The 16,196-nt window shown below is 76.9% G+C and carries 12 protein-coding genes and 1 pseudogene; 6 read left to right on the plus strand and 7 right to left on the minus strand.

All coding sequences use genetic code 11. The annotated features are described in order from the left end of the window. Positions 1-207, plus strand: a 207-nt coding sequence (locus AMK19_RS36230; RefSeq protein WP_198953501.1) for an alpha/beta fold hydrolase, incomplete at its 5' end; no start/stop codon positions are given. Between the two features lie 1,238 nt (positions 208-1,445). Here AMK19_RS36230 and AMK19_RS30720 read toward each other — a convergent pair. Then, entirely contained in the window at positions 1,446-2,147 is a 702-nt protein-coding gene (locus AMK19_RS30720) for a DUF899 domain-containing protein (protein ID WP_073818105.1), read from the minus strand. A gap of 284 nt (positions 2,148-2,431) precedes the next feature. Here AMK19_RS30720 and AMK19_RS30725 point away from each other — a divergent pair, with 284 nt between their 5' ends. Beyond that, positions 2,432-3,613 carry an acyl-CoA dehydrogenase family protein gene (locus AMK19_RS30725; RefSeq protein WP_073818109.1) on the plus strand — a complete coding sequence of 394 codons (1,182 nt, stop codon included), beginning with the start codon at positions 2,432-2,434 and terminating at the stop codon, positions 3,611-3,613. 1,115 nt (positions 3,614-4,728) lie between these two features. On the opposite strand, the gene AMK19_RS30730 is transcribed toward AMK19_RS30725, so the two are convergent. From AMK19_RS30730 to AMK19_RS30740, 3 genes are all read right to left on the minus strand, one after another. Further along, a complete protein-coding gene (locus tag AMK19_RS30730) occupies positions 4,729-5,529 on the minus strand; it encodes an SDR family NAD(P)-dependent oxidoreductase (protein WP_073818111.1) in 801 nt (266 codons plus the stop codon). Between the two features lie 545 nt (positions 5,530-6,074). Then, positions 6,075-6,983, minus strand: a complete 909-nt coding sequence (locus AMK19_RS30735; protein WP_073818114.1) for a hypothetical protein — start codon at positions 6,981-6,983, stop codon at positions 6,075-6,077. A gap of 310 nt (positions 6,984-7,293) precedes the next feature. Beyond that, a complete protein-coding gene (locus tag AMK19_RS30740; RefSeq protein ID WP_073818117.1) occupies positions 7,294-8,805 on the minus strand; it encodes an alpha/beta hydrolase family protein in 1,512 nt (503 codons plus the stop codon). Between the two features lie 245 nt (positions 8,806-9,050). Between AMK19_RS30740 and AMK19_RS30745 the strand changes: the two genes are divergently transcribed. Both AMK19_RS30745 and AMK19_RS30750 read left to right on the plus strand, forming a co-directional pair. Continuing rightward, positions 9,051-10,481, plus strand: coding sequence for a sensor histidine kinase (locus AMK19_RS30745; protein ID WP_443135057.1), 1,431 nt, complete (start codon positions 9,051-9,053; stop codon positions 10,479-10,481). Then, the gene (locus tag AMK19_RS30750; RefSeq protein WP_073818120.1) at positions 10,478-11,149 is read left to right on the plus strand and encodes a response regulator transcription factor; all 672 of its coding nucleotides are present in this window, start codon (positions 10,478-10,480) and stop codon (positions 11,147-11,149) included. The genes AMK19_RS30745 and AMK19_RS30750 overlap by 4 nt, the downstream gene beginning before the upstream one ends. 987 nt (positions 11,150-12,136) lie before the next feature. On the opposite strand, the pseudogene AMK19_RS30755 reads toward AMK19_RS30750, so the two are convergent. Then, positions 12,137-12,447 (minus strand): annotated as a pseudogene (locus AMK19_RS30755) (hypothetical protein); the annotation flags it as partial. 128 nt (positions 12,448-12,575) lie between these two features. Next, complete coding sequence (locus AMK19_RS30760; protein ID WP_073818122.1) at positions 12,576-13,172, minus strand: TetR/AcrR family transcriptional regulator; 597 nt, start codon at positions 13,170-13,172, stop codon at positions 12,576-12,578. A 64-nt stretch (positions 13,173-13,236) separates the two neighbouring features. On the opposite strand from AMK19_RS30760, the gene AMK19_RS30765 reads away from it, so the two are divergent. Beyond that, positions 13,237-14,121: an NAD(P)H-binding protein gene (locus tag AMK19_RS30765; protein WP_073818125.1), complete on the plus strand. Its 885-nt coding sequence runs from the start codon at positions 13,237-13,239 to the stop codon at positions 14,119-14,121. A gap of 333 nt (positions 14,122-14,454) precedes the next feature. Here AMK19_RS30765 and AMK19_RS30770 read toward each other — a convergent pair whose 3' ends face one another. Then, entirely contained in the window at positions 14,455-15,183 is a 729-nt protein-coding gene (locus AMK19_RS30770; RefSeq protein ID WP_073818127.1) for a class I SAM-dependent methyltransferase, read from the minus strand. Between the two features lie 202 nt (positions 15,184-15,385). Here AMK19_RS30770 and AMK19_RS30775 point away from each other — a divergent pair, with 202 nt between their 5' ends. Beyond that, positions 15,386-15,880, plus strand: coding sequence for a cupin domain-containing protein (locus AMK19_RS30775; RefSeq protein ID WP_241844661.1), 495 nt, complete (start codon positions 15,386-15,388; stop codon positions 15,878-15,880). Positions 15,881-16,196: the final 316 nt, after the last annotated feature.

A 16,196-nucleotide genomic window follows, 5' to 3' on the forward strand; every position in this document is an offset into this window, starting at 1 on the left:
GCCCCGCCGGGCGCGCCGGTGCTCAACCTGTTCGGGTCCGAGGACCCCAGCTTCGTGATCACCGACGAGGCGCTGGCGGCCATCGTCGAGGCCCTGCCCGCGGGTTCGCACGCCGAGGTGGTGCAGGGGGCGGGCCACATCGGGCTCGTCGAGAAGCCCGACGAGGTCAACGGCCTCATCCTGCGCTTCCTGGCCGGAGAGCTCTGAGCACCGCAGCGGGCGGAGCGGCCCGCCCGGGGAGCTCCGCCCGCGTCGCCCGCCCGCGTCGCCCGCGCGGGGCGGGTGCCCGGCGGCGTGTGACGGGCGGCGTGTGACGGGCGGCCGCCGGGCGCCGGGCGGGAGTCCGCTCCCGCGTGGGCGGTGAGCGGTGGGCGGGGCGGTCGGCCGGCGGTGTGGGGGCGGCCGATTTCCCTTGCGGGAGGTCAACAGCCTTCGCGCGGACGGGTGTTCGTCATTGCGAGGCCGGTCGTCGGCGGTCGGTGTGCGGGCGGTCGTACGTCCACGCGTCGGCGGTCGGCGGCGGTCGTTGCGAGGCCGGTCGGTCGTGGCCGGCGTGGGCGGGTGTTCCGTTCCCGCGGGGGCGGTGGTCGGCCGGGGTGGTGTCGCGCACCCTCGCGCGGGCGGTCGATCTTCCGGGTGGGCGGTCGACGGTCTTTGCGTGGGCGGGTGTTCGCTCCCGCGTGGGCAGTGGGCAGTGGGCAGTGGCGGTGGGCGGTCGGTCGTGCATCCTCACACGGGGGGTCGATTTCCCTTGTGGGAGGTCAACGGCCTTCGCGTGGACGGGTGTTCGTCGTTGCGAGGTCGGAGGTCGGAGGTCGTTGCGAGGCCGACTGGCCGTGGTCGGCGTGGGCGGGTGTTCCGTTCCCGCGGGGGCGGCGGGTGGTCGGTCGGTCGGCGGTGGGCGGGCGGTCGCGTGTCCTCGCATGGGGGGTCGATTGCTTGCGTGGGCGGTCGACGGCCTTTGCTCGGGCGGGCGGTCTCCCGTGTGGGGCGGGTGTCCGGCGTCGCGTGTCCGGTCGGCGGTCGCTGTGCGGAGTCGTGGTCCTCGGCTGTGGTGCGGGTGGCCGATTCCCTTTGTGCGTGCGGGAGTTCGCCGTCGATCGGCGGTCGGCGGCGATTGTCCGTGCGGGCGTCCGGTTCGGTGCGGTGCGGCCGGTGGTTTCCGCGGGTGCGGTCGACGGCCATTGCCGTGGGCGGTTGTTCGTTGTTTCGTGAGCGGTCGACCGTGTTCGCGCGGACTGTCGTTCGCCGTCGAATGGAGGCAGGCGGCCTTTGCGCGGGCGGATGTTCGTTCTTGTACGGGAAAGCGGCCGGCCGGCCTTGCGCGGTCGGCCGTGCGTCGCCGTGCCGCCGGCGGTCGCGTGCCGCGCGGGTGCTCGACCGCCGGCGCGGGGACGGGGACGGGCCGTCCGCGCACCGGCGGGCGGCCCGGCGGACCCGCGGCGTCAGGAAGCGAACTTGTCCTGGCCGTTCCACCAGTTCTCGCCCGGGCCCTTGGCGGTGGTGTCGTCGTAGCGGTCGTGGTGGCGCCACCACGACCAGGGGTGGGCCAGGCCCTCCTCCTGCCGGCCCAGGAGCGTCATCTCCAGGTAGTTGTAGGTGTTGAGGGTGACCTCGCTGCCCCGGTCGAAGATCGAGTTGGTGTGGTACACCGCGTCGCCCTCGCGCAGGAAGCTGCTGACGCCGGGGAGTTCGCCCTTGTCGGTGGTGACGTGGAAGTCGCGGTTGAAGTCGCTGTCGTGGGAGGAGACGAACGGCAGGTCCCAGCCCATCCGGGCACGGAACGCCTCGATCTTCGCGATCGGCGCGCGGGCGACCATCACGAACGAGGTGTCGCGGTTGTGGAGGTGGGCGAGAGTGCCCACCGAGTCGGCCTGCATCGAGCAGCCCGGGCAGCCCTCCTCCCACGCCGGGTCGAACATGAAGTGCCGCACGACGAGCTGCCGCCGCCCCTGGAACAGCTCCAGCAGCGTCGGCGACGCGCCCGGCGCCCGGAACACGTACTCCTTCTCCACCCGGACCCGCGGCAGCGCCCGCCGCGACGCGGAGACCGCGTCGCGCATCCGGGTGAGCTCCTTCTCCTGCTCCAGCAGTTCCTTCCGGGCGGTGAGCCACTCGTCCCTGGTCACGATGGGCGACAGATCCACGCTGGCCTCCTGGCTGCGACGCCGCCGGGAAACGGCGGTCGGGAAACGGTCCGGGCCCCAGGCTGCCACGCGTGAAATCCCTTTTACTTCCTCGTGATTGCCCCGTGCCCGCCGCCCGCACCCCGCCCGCACCCCCGGACAAACCCCCGGCCCCGGACAAACACCGGACCGGGCAATTCTGAAGAGGCCCCGCCCGCACACCCGGTGGAATCGTTCCTCGGTGACCGCGTGAATGGCGGCCGCGGCCCGGCGGCCCATTCGACCGAACCGTCCAGGAGGAAAAGATGACGACCACGGGAATACCCACCCGGGAAGAAATCGTCGAACGCGTCGCCGCACTGGTGCCGGCCCTTCGGGAGCAGGCCGCCTGGTCGGAGGACAACCGCCGCCTCAGCGAGGAGACCGTCGCCGCCCTCGCCGACGCCGGCGTCTTCCGCCTCCGCACCCCGGTGCGCCACGGCGGCTACGAGTGCGACACCGCCACCCTGGTGGAGGTCGCCATGGAACTCGGCCGCGCCGACGGCGCGATCGCCTGGACGTCCTCGGTGTTCTGGATCCCGACCTGGATCGCCGGCCTGTTCCCCGACGCCGCCCAGGACGAGGTCTTCACCTCCCCCGCCCCCCGCGTCTGCGGGACCAACAGCCCCTCCGCCACCGCCGTGCCCGCCGACGGCGGCATCGTCGTCAACGGCGCCTGGAAGTTCGTCAGCGGCGCCTGGCACGCCGGCTGGCAGGAGATCGCCGCGATCCTGCTGCGCCCCGACGCCGAGCCCGAGCCCGTCATGGCGCTCGTCCCCATGGACGAGCTGAAGATCGTCGACGACTGGCACACCAGCTCCCTGCGCGGCACCGGCAGCGTCACCACCGTCGCCGAGGACCTCTTCGTCCCCGAGCACCGCATCATCCCGATGAGCGCCTCCATCCGCCCCCAGGGCCTGTCCCGGGCCAACGCCCACTCGCCGGTCTGGCGCACCCCCGCCGCCCTCGTCGCCGCCGCCTCCGGCGCCGGCGTGGCCGTCGGCCTCGCCAAGGCCGCCCGCGAGGCGTTCTTCGAACGGCTGCCCGGACGGAAGATCACCTACACCGACTACGAGGCCCAGAACGAGGCCCCGATCACCCACCTGCGCGTGGCCGCGGCCGTCAACAGCATCGACCAGGCCGAGTTCCACGCCCGCCGCGCCGCCGCCACCGTCGACGCCAAGGCCGCCAGTGGCGAGGAGTGGAAGAACGAGGAACGCGCCCGCGTCCGCAACGACCAGGGCGAGGCGACCCGCCTGGCCAAGCACGCCGTCGACACCCTGGTGAGCATCAGCGGCGGCACGTCGATCTTCCTCGACGTCCCCCTGCAGCGCATCGCCCGCGACATCCACGCCGTCGCCCTGCACGCCCTGATCAACCCCGACACCAACGCCGAGCTCTACGGCCGGACCCTGTGCGGGCTGGAGCCCAACACGCTGTACATCTGAGCGACCCCCCGCGGCAGCGGGCCGGACCGGACCGGGCAGGGCCGGGCCGGGCCGGGTCCGCTGCCGCGGCCGTTGCGACGGCTGCCGCCGCCGATCCCGGTGGTCCCGTGCCGAGCGCCGGTGCGGGACCGCCGGGGGCGGGGGCGGACCTGTGGAGGGGGCCGGCACGGCCTGCGCAGGGCCGGGCCGGGCCGTCGCCCCGGGACACTGTCCCGCGCCGCAGGCACGGGTCGGCCGTGGGCACCGCCTTCGACGCCCGCCGCCACCGGGCGGGGCCGTCCCGGGCCGGGGCGGATCGCAGGCGGGGCCTTCCGCCGCTTCCCGCCGGGGCACGGGCGGTTCGGCGTCCCCCGGCGGCCGGCGGCCGGCGCCCGCCCGGTGCGGGCCTGCCGAGGTGCTGGGTCTGCCAGGGCTGTCTTCTGCCGGTGGTCCCGACCGCAGCCGTGCCCGCCGGTCCGGGCCGGGCAGGGGCCGTCGTGTCGGGCCGGCTGCCGTCTCCACCTGCGGGCCGGCCCGCCGGCAGGTGCTGGGACCGCTCGCTCCCCGGCTGATGGGGGATCCCCGGATCTCCCCGCTCCGCGCCCGGGTGCTCCTCGGACCTGCTCACGCGATTCCCCGCCCTGCGGCGCGCCGACCCGCGGACGGACGCCGCCCGACAGCCGGACGGGTTCGGGGGCGGGACAGGCCGTTCGGGGCGGCCGCAGGCCGGCGCGCAGCGCCGCAGCAGGCGCCTTCGACCGGCCGGTGCGGCCCGCGGCACCGCATGAGCGGGCGGCGGCTCCGGCACGCGCACGACGCTCACGGTGCTCGCTAGATCTCTCCACGCACGTCCGCCTTCGACCGGCCGGTGCGGCCCGCGGCACCGCATGAGCGGGCGGCGGCTCCGGCACGCGCACGACGCTCACGGTGCTCGCCGGACCTCCCACCCACGTCCGCCCTCGACCGAGCGGGGAGCCGTGGGAAGGCCCGGCCGTTGTCCGGGATCCTCGTCACGGCCGGGGCCGGGGCTCGCTGCTCCGACCGCCGGACCGGGCCCGCCGAACCCCGTCGCGGGGCCGGGCCCGCCCGCTCCTTACGACGGGCGGGCGGGTGCCCGCGGAGGCGGGCGGGGCGGGTCAGCGGCAGGTCATGCCGCCGGTGAGGTCGGCCGTCGTGCCCGTGGACGCGGCGGCGAGGTCGGAGGCCATGAACGCCGCCATGTTGCCGACGTCCGCCAGCGAGGGCCCGCGGCCCAGCAGGTTGTGGACCGCGGAGCGCTCCTGCCAGATCTGCTGCCGGGCCGGCAGCTCGGGAAGGTCGGCTGCCATCGTGCTCTCGATGCTGTGCCGGGCGTCGGGGGAGCCGGCGGAGTGCAGGCACAGCACCCGCACGCCCCGGGGGCCGAGTTCGGCGGCGAGGGTGCGGGCGAAGGCCTCCACCGCGGCCCAGGCGGGGCCGAAGCCGGCGGTGTAGGGGAAGGGGACGCGCGCGGGCGCGGCGGTCATCATCATGATCACGCCCCGCCGGCGGGGCGTCATGCGCGCGGCGGCGGCGTTGGCGGTGGTGAACTGGGCGCGGGTGAAGTCGACGATCGGCAGGGAGAAGTCCTCGAAGGACAGCTCGCCCAGGGCCGCGCCCTGACGGCCTCCCGGCCGGCGGGTGGACGTCGCGCAGAACGACACGTCGAGGCGGCCGGTCTCCTCGACGACGGTGTCCAGGAAGCCCTCGACCGCGTCCCGGTCGAACGCGTCGATTCGGGCGGTGGACAGCGAGCCGCCGTCCTCCTCCACGTCGTGGGCCAGCTGCTTGAGCGCGCCCTCGCCGCGGCCGGCCACGAACACCCGGGCGCCCTCCCGCACGAAGGCCTTGGCCACCGCGCTCCCGACCGACCCGGCGCCGTAGACGACCGCCGTCCGCTCCGCCAGCAGACTCTCCATCGAAGAACTCCACCCTTCCCCGCGCGGACCGGACAGCCCGGGCCCGCCGGGACCTCGGCGCGCCGCCACGGCGGCGGGCGCATCCGCTCCACGCTAGGCAGACCCCCGCGGCCCCCCGCCCGCACCGCACCCCCGCAGGCCCCGGATCCGCACGACGCCGCAGGCCGCGGCGGCCCCGCGGCCCGCACGCCCCGGGGCGTGCCCGCCGGGCCGGAAGCTGACGAACGGGCGTTCGGACGGTTCGCACGAACGCTTCGCCGCCGACCGCCGACCGCCGACCGCCGACCGCCCCGGGTCGTGACGTGTCGCCCCGCTCCGGGCCCGCGCTGTGACGTGCCGACCCGCCCAGGGCCCGCGCCGTCCCGCCGTCCTGCCGTCCCGCCGTCCTGCCGTCCCGCCGTCCTGCCGTCCCGCCGACCGGCTGTCCCGCCCCGGGTCGTGACGTGTCGCCCCGCTCCGGGCCCGCGCCGTGACGTGTCGCCCCGCTCCGGGCCCGCGCCGTGACGTGCCGACCCCGCCCCGGGGCCCCGGGCCGTGGCGGTCCGTCAGTCCGTTTCGCGTCCGGCGCGCAGCAGGCCGCGGATCGAGGCCGCCAGCGCCGCGACGAACGCCTCCCGCCGCTCGGGCGGAGCGACGTCCAGCGACAGGTACGGGTTGAGGTCCTCCAGTTCCACCAGCAGCAGTTCCCCGCGCACGGTGCGGCAGGCGTCCACCCGCTGGATGCCGTAGGCGAGGGTGTTCCAGTCGACGAACCGCTGCGCGAACGCCAGGTCGGCGGCGGTGGCCGGGTAGGGCGTCAGTTCCCAGCGCCGGGACGGGTCGGGCGCGTACAGGGCGTACTGGAAGACGCCGTCGACGAAGTAGAACGACACCTCGTAGCGGAAGTCGACGAGCGGCTGGACGAGCACCTCCCCGGACCGGGCGCCGCCGGGCTCCGGGGCCGCCGTCCCGGCCGGCCCGGCCCCTTCTGCGGGTCCGGCCGCCCCGGCCGCTCCGGCGAGTTCCGCCCGGTCCACGACGGACAGGCCGATCGAATCCGCTCCCGCGCGCGGCTTGACCACGTACCGCTCGGAGCGCGGCAGCAGCGCGACGTCGGCCGGCCGGCCGACGGTCGGTATCACCGGGTACCCGGCCGCGGTCAGCTCCAGCAGGTAGCCCTTGCCGGCCATGTCGCCCCGTCCCGTCAGCGGGTTGTGGACGAGCGTGCCCCGCACGCGGGCCGCCCGGCGGAACGCGTCGAACTCCTCCCGGTAGTGCAGCACCGGCCCGCTGTTGCGGACGACGACCGCCTCGAAGCCGTCCATCAGCGCGACCGCGTCCCGCGGGTGGCACAGCGCCAGATCGAACTCCCCGCGCAGCCGCGAGGTCAGGAAGACGTCCTCGTCGCCGTACCGGCGGCCCTGCGCCGGATACGCGAGATCGGTGACGAACAGGACCCGGGAACGCTCGCGCACAGTGCCGTCCTCTCCCCGCGGGCGAGCGGCCACTCTACGCGCCGCCCCGCCCCGTCCCGCCCGGCCCCCGCCTCGTGACGACCCCGCCCAGCCCCTTCCCGCTGACGACCCGCCGGCCGCCGTCACGCCCGTCACGCCCGCCCGTCCGGCCGCCGCCCACCGCCCTGGCCCCCCGTCCGGCCGCCCACTGCCCCCGTCACGCCCGTCACGCCCGCCCGTCCGGCCGCCGCCCACCGCCCCGGCCGCCCGCCCGTCCGGCCGCCGCCCACCGCCCTGGCCCCCGCCCGGCCGGCCGTCGGCCGTGTCCGGCTCAGCCCCCGCCGCCCGCCCGGTCGACCTCCAGCTCGCCGTAGGCGGACAGCACCCCTTCCAGGTCCCCGGGCGCGCCCCGCAGCGCGGCGTCCAGGAACGCCAGCGTGGTCGCCGCGACCATCCGCACACTCCCCTCCCGCCCCAGCGAGCCGACGACCGACGGCACCGGCGGCAGGTACAACGGCCCGTCCATGAACGAGAGATGGGCGGCCCCGCGCACCGTGAGCCGGTAACTCGTCGCGCTGTCGCCCGCGAGCGCCTCCCGCAGGCGCGGCAGGTACCGCGGATCGGTGTTCGGCCCGACGGCCTGGGTGAGCGCCAGCACCGGCCGGCGCAGCGCGGGGGAGAGCGGCCCGTGGGGGTAGCCGTCCAGGTCGACGACCGCGCCGATGCGGCCGTCCTCCCGGGCGGCCTGCAGCGCGGCCGCGCCGCCCATCGAATGTCCCGCCGCCGCGACCCGCCCCGTGTCCAGGCGGCCCGTCAGCGGATCGGCCGTCTCGCCGCGCCCCACCCGCTCCAACTGCGTCAGCACGAAACGCAGATCGGCGGCCCGGATCGCCGTCCACTGCTCCGCGAGCCTCTCGTCGGCGTCCCGGTCGCCCGTGGACAGGGTCCGCGAACGCACCACCCGCCCGTCGTCGAGGACGACCGCCGCGCTGTCGTACGGATGGTCCAGCGCCGCCACCACGTAGCCGTGGCTGGCGAGCTCCTCCGCCCACGCGGTGTTCTGCGTCCGCACCCCGCCCGCCCCGGGGGAGAACAGCACCACCGGCCACCGTTCCCCGCCCGCGGCGACCTCGGCGCCGAACACCGCACTGCTGCGGGCCCGCGGAACGCCGTCGACCAGGAACCCGGGCAGGTGCACGCCGCCGGCCAGGGCGCCGGCGACGACGCGCGCCTCCTCCCGCGTCCGCCCCAGGTACTGCGCCCGCGCCGCGCCCGCCGCACCCGCCCGCGCGGGGTACCAGAGCTGGACGACGACGGTGCGCCGGTCGTCGGGATCGGCGGTGAACGTCTCCGGGCGCTGCGCATCCGTCCACTGCACCACCCGCGTGCCGACCGCGAACGGGCCCGACGGGCGGGGGAGGACGGGCACCGGGAACGCCCACGCGGCCACCGGCCCCGCGGCGACCAGAGCCGCGCACGCCGCGGAGCCGGGCAGCGCCAGCCACCACCGGGCCCGCCGCGGCGCACGCGCCGGACGGCCCCGCACCCGCCCCAGCCACCGCCCGACCACCGGGGCCGGCGCGAACGGCAGCGCCGCCGCCGCGCCCGCCAGCACCGGCAGCATCTGCCACCGCACCCCCCGCACGCCCATCACCGCCGCGCACAGCGCCACCGTCGCCGCGGCGCCCGCCGCCGCACGCGGCCGGACGGCGGGGGGAAGCCAGCGCGCCGCCACCAGCACGACGGCGCCCAGCACGGCAAGAAACTCCACAGGGGACAAGGACAGTCCCGCGATGATCTCGGTCACCCGGCCATCCTCGGCGCGCCGCGCCCGCCGCCGCATCGGCCGCCGGTCGCCCCCGCACCGCCACCGCGGTCGCAGGCCCCCGCCCCGCCCGCGGCCCGCACTGCGACCCCGGGAGGTACCCGCCCTCCTCCTCGGGTCGTACCCGGGCGCCGCGCCCTCCGACGGCGGACGCATGCGCCCGCCCGCACCCGCCGCCTAGCGTGAGCAGCGCCGCGGCCGACGAACAGGGGCCGCGCCCCCGGCCCGCCCGGGACCGCCACGACACCGCACCGGGAGACAGGGTGACCACCGCAGGGCCCACCCACCACCACGACCCCGCCCCTGACGCGGCGGCAGACCCCGGCCCTGCCTCAACAGCCGCCCGTGCTGCCGCACTTCACTCGGCCCCGGACACTGTCCCCGCACCCGCCCCGGGTGCTGTCCCCGCGCCCGCCCGTGACGCGACGCTCGTTCCCGGCCTCGCATCAACACCCGCCCCCGCAACGGCACTTGGCCCGCCCCCCGCGCCGGCCCCGGCCGCCCCCCGCCGCCGCTTCCCCCGCCTCCCGCCCGCCGTCCGCGACCTCCTGCCCTGCGCGCTGCTCCTGCTCCACGTCGCCGCCACCCGCGCCCCGCGCGAACTGCCGCTCGCCGCCGCCCTCACCGCCGCCCTCGCCCTGCCCCTGGCCTGGCGCCGCCGGGCCCCGCGCGCGGTGTTCGCCGTGATCGCCGCCGCCGCCCTCGTCCAGTGGCTCGCGAACGTCCAACTCCCCGCCGACGCCGCCCTGCTGATCGCCCTCTACACGCTGGCCGCACACGCCGGCCCGCGCGCCACCCTCCTCGCCGCCGCCGTCCTGGAGACGGGCGCCGTGCTGGCCGGCGGGCGCTGGACCACCGACGGCGCCCCCCTGACCCTCCTCGCCGCGCTGAGCGCCGCCGTCGTCGCCGCGGCCGCCCTCGGCGCCACCGCCCGCACCACCCGCGCCCACCTCGCCGCACTGCAGGACCGCGCCGCCCGCCTGGAACAGCAGCACGACCAGCAGGCCCGCCTCGCCGTCGCCGAGGAACGCGCCCGCATCGCCCGCGAGATGCACGACATCGTCACCCACAACCTGTCCGTCATGGTCGCCCTCACCGACGCCGCCGTGGCCGCCCAGCACCGCGCGCCCGACCGGGCCGCCATCGCCATGCTCAAGACCGCCGAGACCGGACGGCAGGCCCTGACGGACATGCGCCGCTCCCTGGGCCTGCTGCGCACCGACGAACCCGACGCCCGGCGCCACCCCCTGCCCGGCATCGCCGAAATCCGAGACCTCGCCGAGAGGATGCGCGCCGCGGGCCTGCCCACCCGCCTCGACCTCGAGGGCGACCACGCCGCCCTGCCCGCCACCGCCCAGCTCACCGCCCACCGCCTGGTCCAGGAGGCCCTCACCAACACCCTCAAGCACACCCCCGCCGGCACCCGCGCCCACGTCCGCGTCCACTGCACGCCCCGCACCGTCACCGTCTCCGTCACCGACAACGGCCCCGCCACCGCCACCGCCCCGCGCCCGCGCAACGCCACCGCCACCGCGACCGCCCGCCCCGGCCACGGCATCCCCGGCATGCGCGAACGCGCCGCCGCCTACGGGGCGACCCTGCACGCCGCGCCCCTGCCGGGCGGCGGCTGGCACGTCCACGCCCGACTCGACCTCGACCTGAACCTCGACACCCGCGAAACGACGCCCGCATGAGCATCCGCATCCTGATCGCCGACGACGAAGCCCTCCTGCGCCTGGCCTTCACCACCGTCCTGGAGGCCCAGGACGACATGACCCCCGTCGGCGAGGCCGCCGACGGCGCCGAGGCCGTCCGCCTCGCCCGCCGCCTGCGCCCGGACGTCGTCCTCATGGACGTCCGCATGCCCGGCGCCGACGGCATCGAGGCCACCCGGCAGATCACCCGGCACTGCCCGCACAGCAAGGTCCTGATCCTCACCACCTTCGACCTCGACGAGTACGCCTTCGCGGCCCTCGCCGCCGGCGCCTCCGGCTTCCTGCTGAAGAACACCAGGCCCGGCGAACTCCTCACCGCCGTCCGCGACATCGCCGCCGGCGACGCCGCCCTCTCCCCCCGCATCACCCGCCGCCTCCTCGACACCCTCCACCACGCCCCCGCCCCGCCCCCCGACCCCGAGAACGCCGAACGCCTCGGCCGCCTGGAGCGCCTCAGCCCCCGCGAACGCGAAGTCCTCCTCCACGTCGGCGCAGGCCGCTCCAACACCGAGATCGCCGCCGCGCTCCACCTCGCCGAAGCCACCGTCAAGTCCCACCTCGGCCGCGTCCTGCACAAACTCGACCTCCGCGACCGCATCCACGCCGTCGTCTTCGCCCACCGCACCCACCTCGTCCCCCCGCCCTGACCCCGCGCGGTCACCGGCCCCCAAGACCCCGAACCCGCACCCCGCCACGCCAATTCGGCGATGCGGGGGCGACACGGACACCCGCACCCCCGCGCATCCCCGCCGCCCGCCCCAACGGACCGGACGTCGACTCCCTGCGCCGGCCAACCCGTTGAGGCCCGCGACGGCCCGACCGCCGCCTCCCCGCGCTGCCCGACCGTTGTGTCCCCACTCCGTCGACCGCTGCGCCCGCCCGAGGCGTCCCCGCGCTGCTGCGCCCGGTCAGCGGTCCAGCGGCAGGAACGACGGAGGGACGACGTCCCCCACCGCGAACGGCTCGACGCCCCCGCCGGGGCGGACCACTTCGAGGACGAACTCCGGCACGCTCATGTCGAACCTGTGCCAGCCGGCCGAGTCCTCCTCCAGCGCGAGGATCGGCCACGACTCCGGGTCGCCGGAATCGGGCAGCCAGAAGAACGTGTCGGCCCGACACGTGCCGCCCCACGCCACCAGCCCGCCCTCCGCGGGACGCGGCGGGTACGGGCGCACGAGGTCGGCGACGGCGGGTTCGGACCACAGGGCCGCCTGGCGTGCGAGGGAGTCGCCCACGGACTCGTCCCCCGGGCCCGTGACGAACAGCCACTGGCTGAACTCGCCGGGGCCGAACACCTCCGCGAACTCCTTGAACGAGCCGGGAACCCGCAGGCCCAGGCACTCCTCGGCCGGCGCCCAGTCGACGCCCGGCCGCGCGACCCGCTCCCACCCCACCAGCCCCGCGATCTCCCGCACCGACGACGACCCCACACCCGGCTCCTTCCCCGCGCGCCGCCGCTCCCGGCCGCCACGCTGTCCGTCCCGACTCCCGTACGCCGCAGCGCCGTTCACGGGACACCGCCGCCGCCGTGGGACGGCCGAAGGCGCAGCGCCCCGGACGGCCGGTCGGCGCGCCGGCCGGGCCGCCGCCGTGGTGTCGCCCGCGAGGCTTGCGTCCTGTGCATCCTGCGCGCCGGCGGCGTCGCTGGGCCCGAGCCGCAGGTGCTCGGTGTGGTGGACGGCCTGGTCGAGGAGTTCGGCGACGTGGTTGTCGTGCAGGGGGTGGACCGCCGAGCGGCCCTTGCGGGTGCCGACGACCGGTCCGAGGTTGCGCAGCCGCAGCCGCAGCCGCCGGTGGGAGCAGGCGGACTGCTCCATGCCGACGGCGTGGGCGAGTCCGGGCCGCGCAGGGGCCTTCGTGCAGGCGGGCGAGGATCAGCAGGCGGGAGGGGGTGGCCAGGGGCTTGCGGCGTGGTCGCGGCCCGGGCGGCGTTGCCCGCGTCCACGCGCGCACGCCTGGACGCGGCGTCGTCGGCGTCCGGGCGTGCGCGCGGGACGGCGTCGTTCGCGGGGGAGTCGTCCGGCCGTGCGTTCTCCGCCTTCCGCGCGGCCGCCGGGCCGGGAGCGTCGGCTGTCACCGCAGGCGGTCGAAGGCCAGGTCGGCGTCGGCCACGGCCTCGGGGTGGACGTCGCGGGCGGTCCGGCCGTCGGCGATCTTCTGCCAGTTGGCCCGGGCGAGCACCCGCTGGACCGCGAGCACCTGGGCGGCCCGCAGGCGTGCCTGGATGCCCTCGCCGAGGGCGTCCGCCAGCGCCTGCTCGTCCTCGATCCGGTACTGCGCGAGTCGTCCCGCCAGGCTCGGCGTGGCGAACACCAGCCGGTGGAAGGCCACCACCTGTGGATGGTCGTTGAGGCCGGTGACGGGGTCGTGGCGGTCGAGGGCGGCCCTGAAGTGGCGGTGCAGCGCCGTCAGCGGCCCGGTGCCGGGCGGGCGCTCGCGCGCGACGCGGGCCGCCTCGCCCTGGTGGTCCGCGAAGCGGTGCAGGACCAGGTCCTCCTTGGTGGGGAAGTACCGGAAGAGGGTCGGCTTGGAGACCTCGGCGGCCGCGGCGATGTCGTTGACCGGGACGTCGTCGAAGCCGTGCTCCAGGAACAGCGACACGGCCGCGTCGGCGATGGCGTCGCGGGTCCGCTCCTTCTTGCGGGCCCGCAGGCCCGTCGACTCGCTCATGCGGCCACCGTAACACGAACGCAACCGGGTTGCTTTTTTAACCGAGTAACGTTTTTATGGCGGCATGAGCCAGAACCGGACAGACACCCCTCCCGTGCTCGTGACCGGGGCGACGGGCCGCGTCGGCCGCGCCGTCGTCGACCGACTCCTCGACGCGGGCGTACCGGTCCGCGCCCTCGTCCGCCGCCCGGAGGCGGCCGCGACGCTGCCCGCCGGGGCCGAGGTCTTCACCGGCGACCTCACCGTGCCCGACTCGCTCGACCCGGCGCTGAACGGCGCCGGCGCGGTCCTCCTCGTCTGGACCGCCCCGCCCCGGACCGCCGCCGACGTCGTGGCGCGGCTGGCGGCCCACGCACGGCGGGTCGTCCTCCTCTCCTCCCCGCACCGGACGCCCCACCCCCTCTTCCAGCAGCCCAACCCCGTGGCGGCGCTGCACGCCGGCATCGAGCGGCTCATCGCGGCGACCGGACTCGAGTCCACCGTCGTCCGGCCGGGGATGTTCGCATCGAACGCGCTGGCCTGGTGGGCCCCCGCGATCCGCGCGGGCGACGCCGTCCGGTGGCCCTACGCCGACGCCCCGACGGCGCCGGTCGACGACCGCGACGTCGCGGCCGTCGTGGCACGGACGCTCCACCAGGACGGACACGCCGGAGGGGACTACGTCCTGACGGGCCCCGAATCGCTGACCCAGGCCGCGCAGACGGACGTCATCGGCGACGTCCTGGGACGCCCGATCGCATACGAGGAGGTGACACCGGAGGAGTTTCGACGCCTCTCGCAGGGCACGGCGCCCAGCCAGGCCGTCGACATGCTGCTCGCCGCCTGGAGCGCGGCAGTCGGACAACCCGCCCACGTCACCACCGCGGTGCAGGACATCCTCGGCACGCCGCCGCGAACGTTCCGCCAGTGGGCCGCCGACCACGCCGACGCGTTCACGCATCACCCCTGACCCCGCCGGCGCGACCCGCGACCCGCGACCCCGGCCCCGCCTCCGCCTCCGCGATCGGCCGGGCACACGGACACGAAAGGGTCGTACCCGACAGGGCGCCGCTCGCACCGGGAGCCCCGGACGCGGCGCCACAGCCCGCGACAGGGCCTCCCGGCGCGCCGCCCGAACCGGCCGCCGACGGGCGACCGACCGCCGTCCGGTCGACCGGCCGCCCGGCCCGGAGACAACCCGCGCCGCGCCCGGAGGACCTGCGGCCGCGGGTGGGCCGTGCCCGGCGGCGGCCGTACGGCCACCGGCCACCGGGAGCTGCCGGGAGCTTCGGCCGGCCGGCGGTCAGGCCCGCCGCATCCGGTAGACGCAGGTCCGGTAGGGCATCTCCACGCTGTCGCGGCCGGCCAGCGCCGGGTCGGTGGCGGCCAGCTCGCCGATCTCCCGGTCCAGGCGGGCCCGCTCGGCGGCGTCGGCGGTCAGGTAGGAGGAGCGGGAGCGCACCAGGTCGACCAGCCGGCCGGTCGGGACGGTCACGGCGTGCTCGGTCAGGCCGCGCTCGGGCTCGGTGAACCACGGCGCCACCGGCCCGTACGGCCAGGCGTCCTCCAGGCCGTACCCCTCGTCGCCGACGATGCCGGAGAGCGCGGCCACCCACGGGGTCCGGTCGTCGCGGATGTTCCACAGCGCGGCCAGGACGCCGTCCTCGCGCAGCACCCGGTGGATCTGCGGCAGCGCCTCCCGCGGGGTGAACCAGTGGTAGGCCTGCCCGACCACGACGGCGTCGACGGACCCGTCCGGCAGCGGGATGTCCTCGGCGCTGCCGGCGAGCACCCGGACGTCCGGGTGGCGCTCGGCGGCCACGGCGCGCATCTGCCCGTCGGGCTCGACCGCGACCACCTCGTGGCCGGCGGCGCGCAGCACACCGGTCAGCAGCCCGGTGCCGGCCCCCAGGTCCAGAACCCGCACCGGCGCGGCCCCGAGGGCCAGGGCGACCGCCCGCGCCGGATAGGCGGGCCGGACCGCGTCGTACAGGCGGGCAGCGGAACCGAAGGACAGCGCAGAGGTCGACATGCCCGCACACCTACCCGCGTCCGCGCCGGCGATGCGGACGCGGACGCGGACGCGGCGACAGCCCGTACGCCGGCCCGCCGCACGCCCCCGCACCGCACGCCCCCGCACCGGGCCCGCCCTGCCGACCCCGCCGAATTGACCCATGATCCCCGGAGCGAATTGACCTGCCCGACGGGTCACTAGGCGTCCTAGGCTCATGATCATGACGAACGCGAACCTGCCCGCGACGCTGACCCGCCGCGCCGACGCCGAGACCTGCGCCGACCCCAGCAGCGTGATGACCCTGCTCGGCGAGTCCGACGCCGCGCCCGGCGGCTTCACCGCCTACCGCTCCCGCTTCGCCCCCGGCGCGCCCGGCGCGCCGGCCCACTTCCACACGAAGGCGACGGAGCTGTTCTTCGTCCTCGGCGGCTCGCTGCGGGTCCTGGTGGGCGACCAGGTCACCACCCTGCACGAGGGCGACTTCCTCGCGGTGCCGCCGCACACCCCGCACGCCTTCGCCGCCGCCCCCGGCACGGAGGCCGACGTCCTGTTCGTCTTCACCCCGGGCCTGGGACGGTTCGACTACCTGCGCCTGCTCGGCCGCGTGATGCGCGCGGAAGCCGACCCGAAGGAGATCGCCGACTCCGCGGAACGCTTCGACAACCACTACGTGGACAGCCCCGCCTGGCGCGCCGCCCTGGAAACCCCCGCCTGAGCGACCGCCGGACCGCACCGCCACCCGACCCCGACCCCGCGGCAACCGGCCGACAAGCCGCCCGGCGCAGGAGCACAAGCGGCCGGCCGCCCGCCGCGCCCGCCGCTCGGAACCGCGGCGCACCCCCGCCGCCGACGCCACCGCGCCCCTGCACCCCCGCCCGCGACGAGGACGCCCCCCGCCCCCGATCGCCGACTCCACCGGCTCCCCGCCGCCGTCGACACCGACCGCATCACCGCCCCGGCGCTGCTCCGCCCCGGCGCTGCTCCGCCCCGGCGCTGCTCCGCCCCGGCGCTGCTCCGCCCCGGCGCTGCTC

Origin of the sequence: Kitasatospora sp. CB01950 (genome assembly GCF_001905465.1) — a bacterium.
Taxonomy (GTDB): domain Bacteria; phylum Actinomycetota; class Actinomycetes; order Streptomycetales; family Streptomycetaceae; genus Kitasatospora.

Excerpts from the sequence above, each read along its gene's own strand:
- AMK19_RS30725 (WP_073818109.1), top strand. The coding sequence starts at position 2,432 with ATGACGACCACGGGAATACCCACCCGGGAAGAAATCGTCGAACGCGTC.
- AMK19_RS30730 (WP_073818111.1), bottom strand. The coding sequence starts at position 5,529 with ATGGAGAGTCTGCTGGCGGAGCGGACGGCGGTCGTCTACGGCGCCGGG.
- AMK19_RS30740 (WP_073818117.1), bottom strand. The coding sequence starts at position 8,805 with ATGCGGCGGCGGGCGCGGCGCGCCGAGGATGGCCGGGTGACCGAGATC.
- AMK19_RS30750 (WP_073818120.1), top strand. The coding sequence starts at position 10,478 with ATGAGCATCCGCATCCTGATCGCCGACGACGAAGCCCTCCTGCGCCTG.
- AMK19_RS30760 (WP_073818122.1), bottom strand. The coding sequence starts at position 13,172 with ATGAGCGAGTCGACGGGCCTGCGGGCCCGCAAGAAGGAGCGGACCCGC.
- AMK19_RS30765 (WP_073818125.1), top strand. The coding sequence starts at position 13,237 with ATGAGCCAGAACCGGACAGACACCCCTCCCGTGCTCGTGACCGGGGCG.
- AMK19_RS30770 (WP_073818127.1), bottom strand. The coding sequence starts at position 15,183 with ATGTCGACCTCTGCGCTGTCCTTCGGTTCCGCTGCCCGCCTGTACGAC.
- AMK19_RS30775 (WP_241844661.1), top strand. The coding sequence starts at position 15,386 with ATGACGAACGCGAACCTGCCCGCGACGCTGACCCGCCGCGCCGACGCC.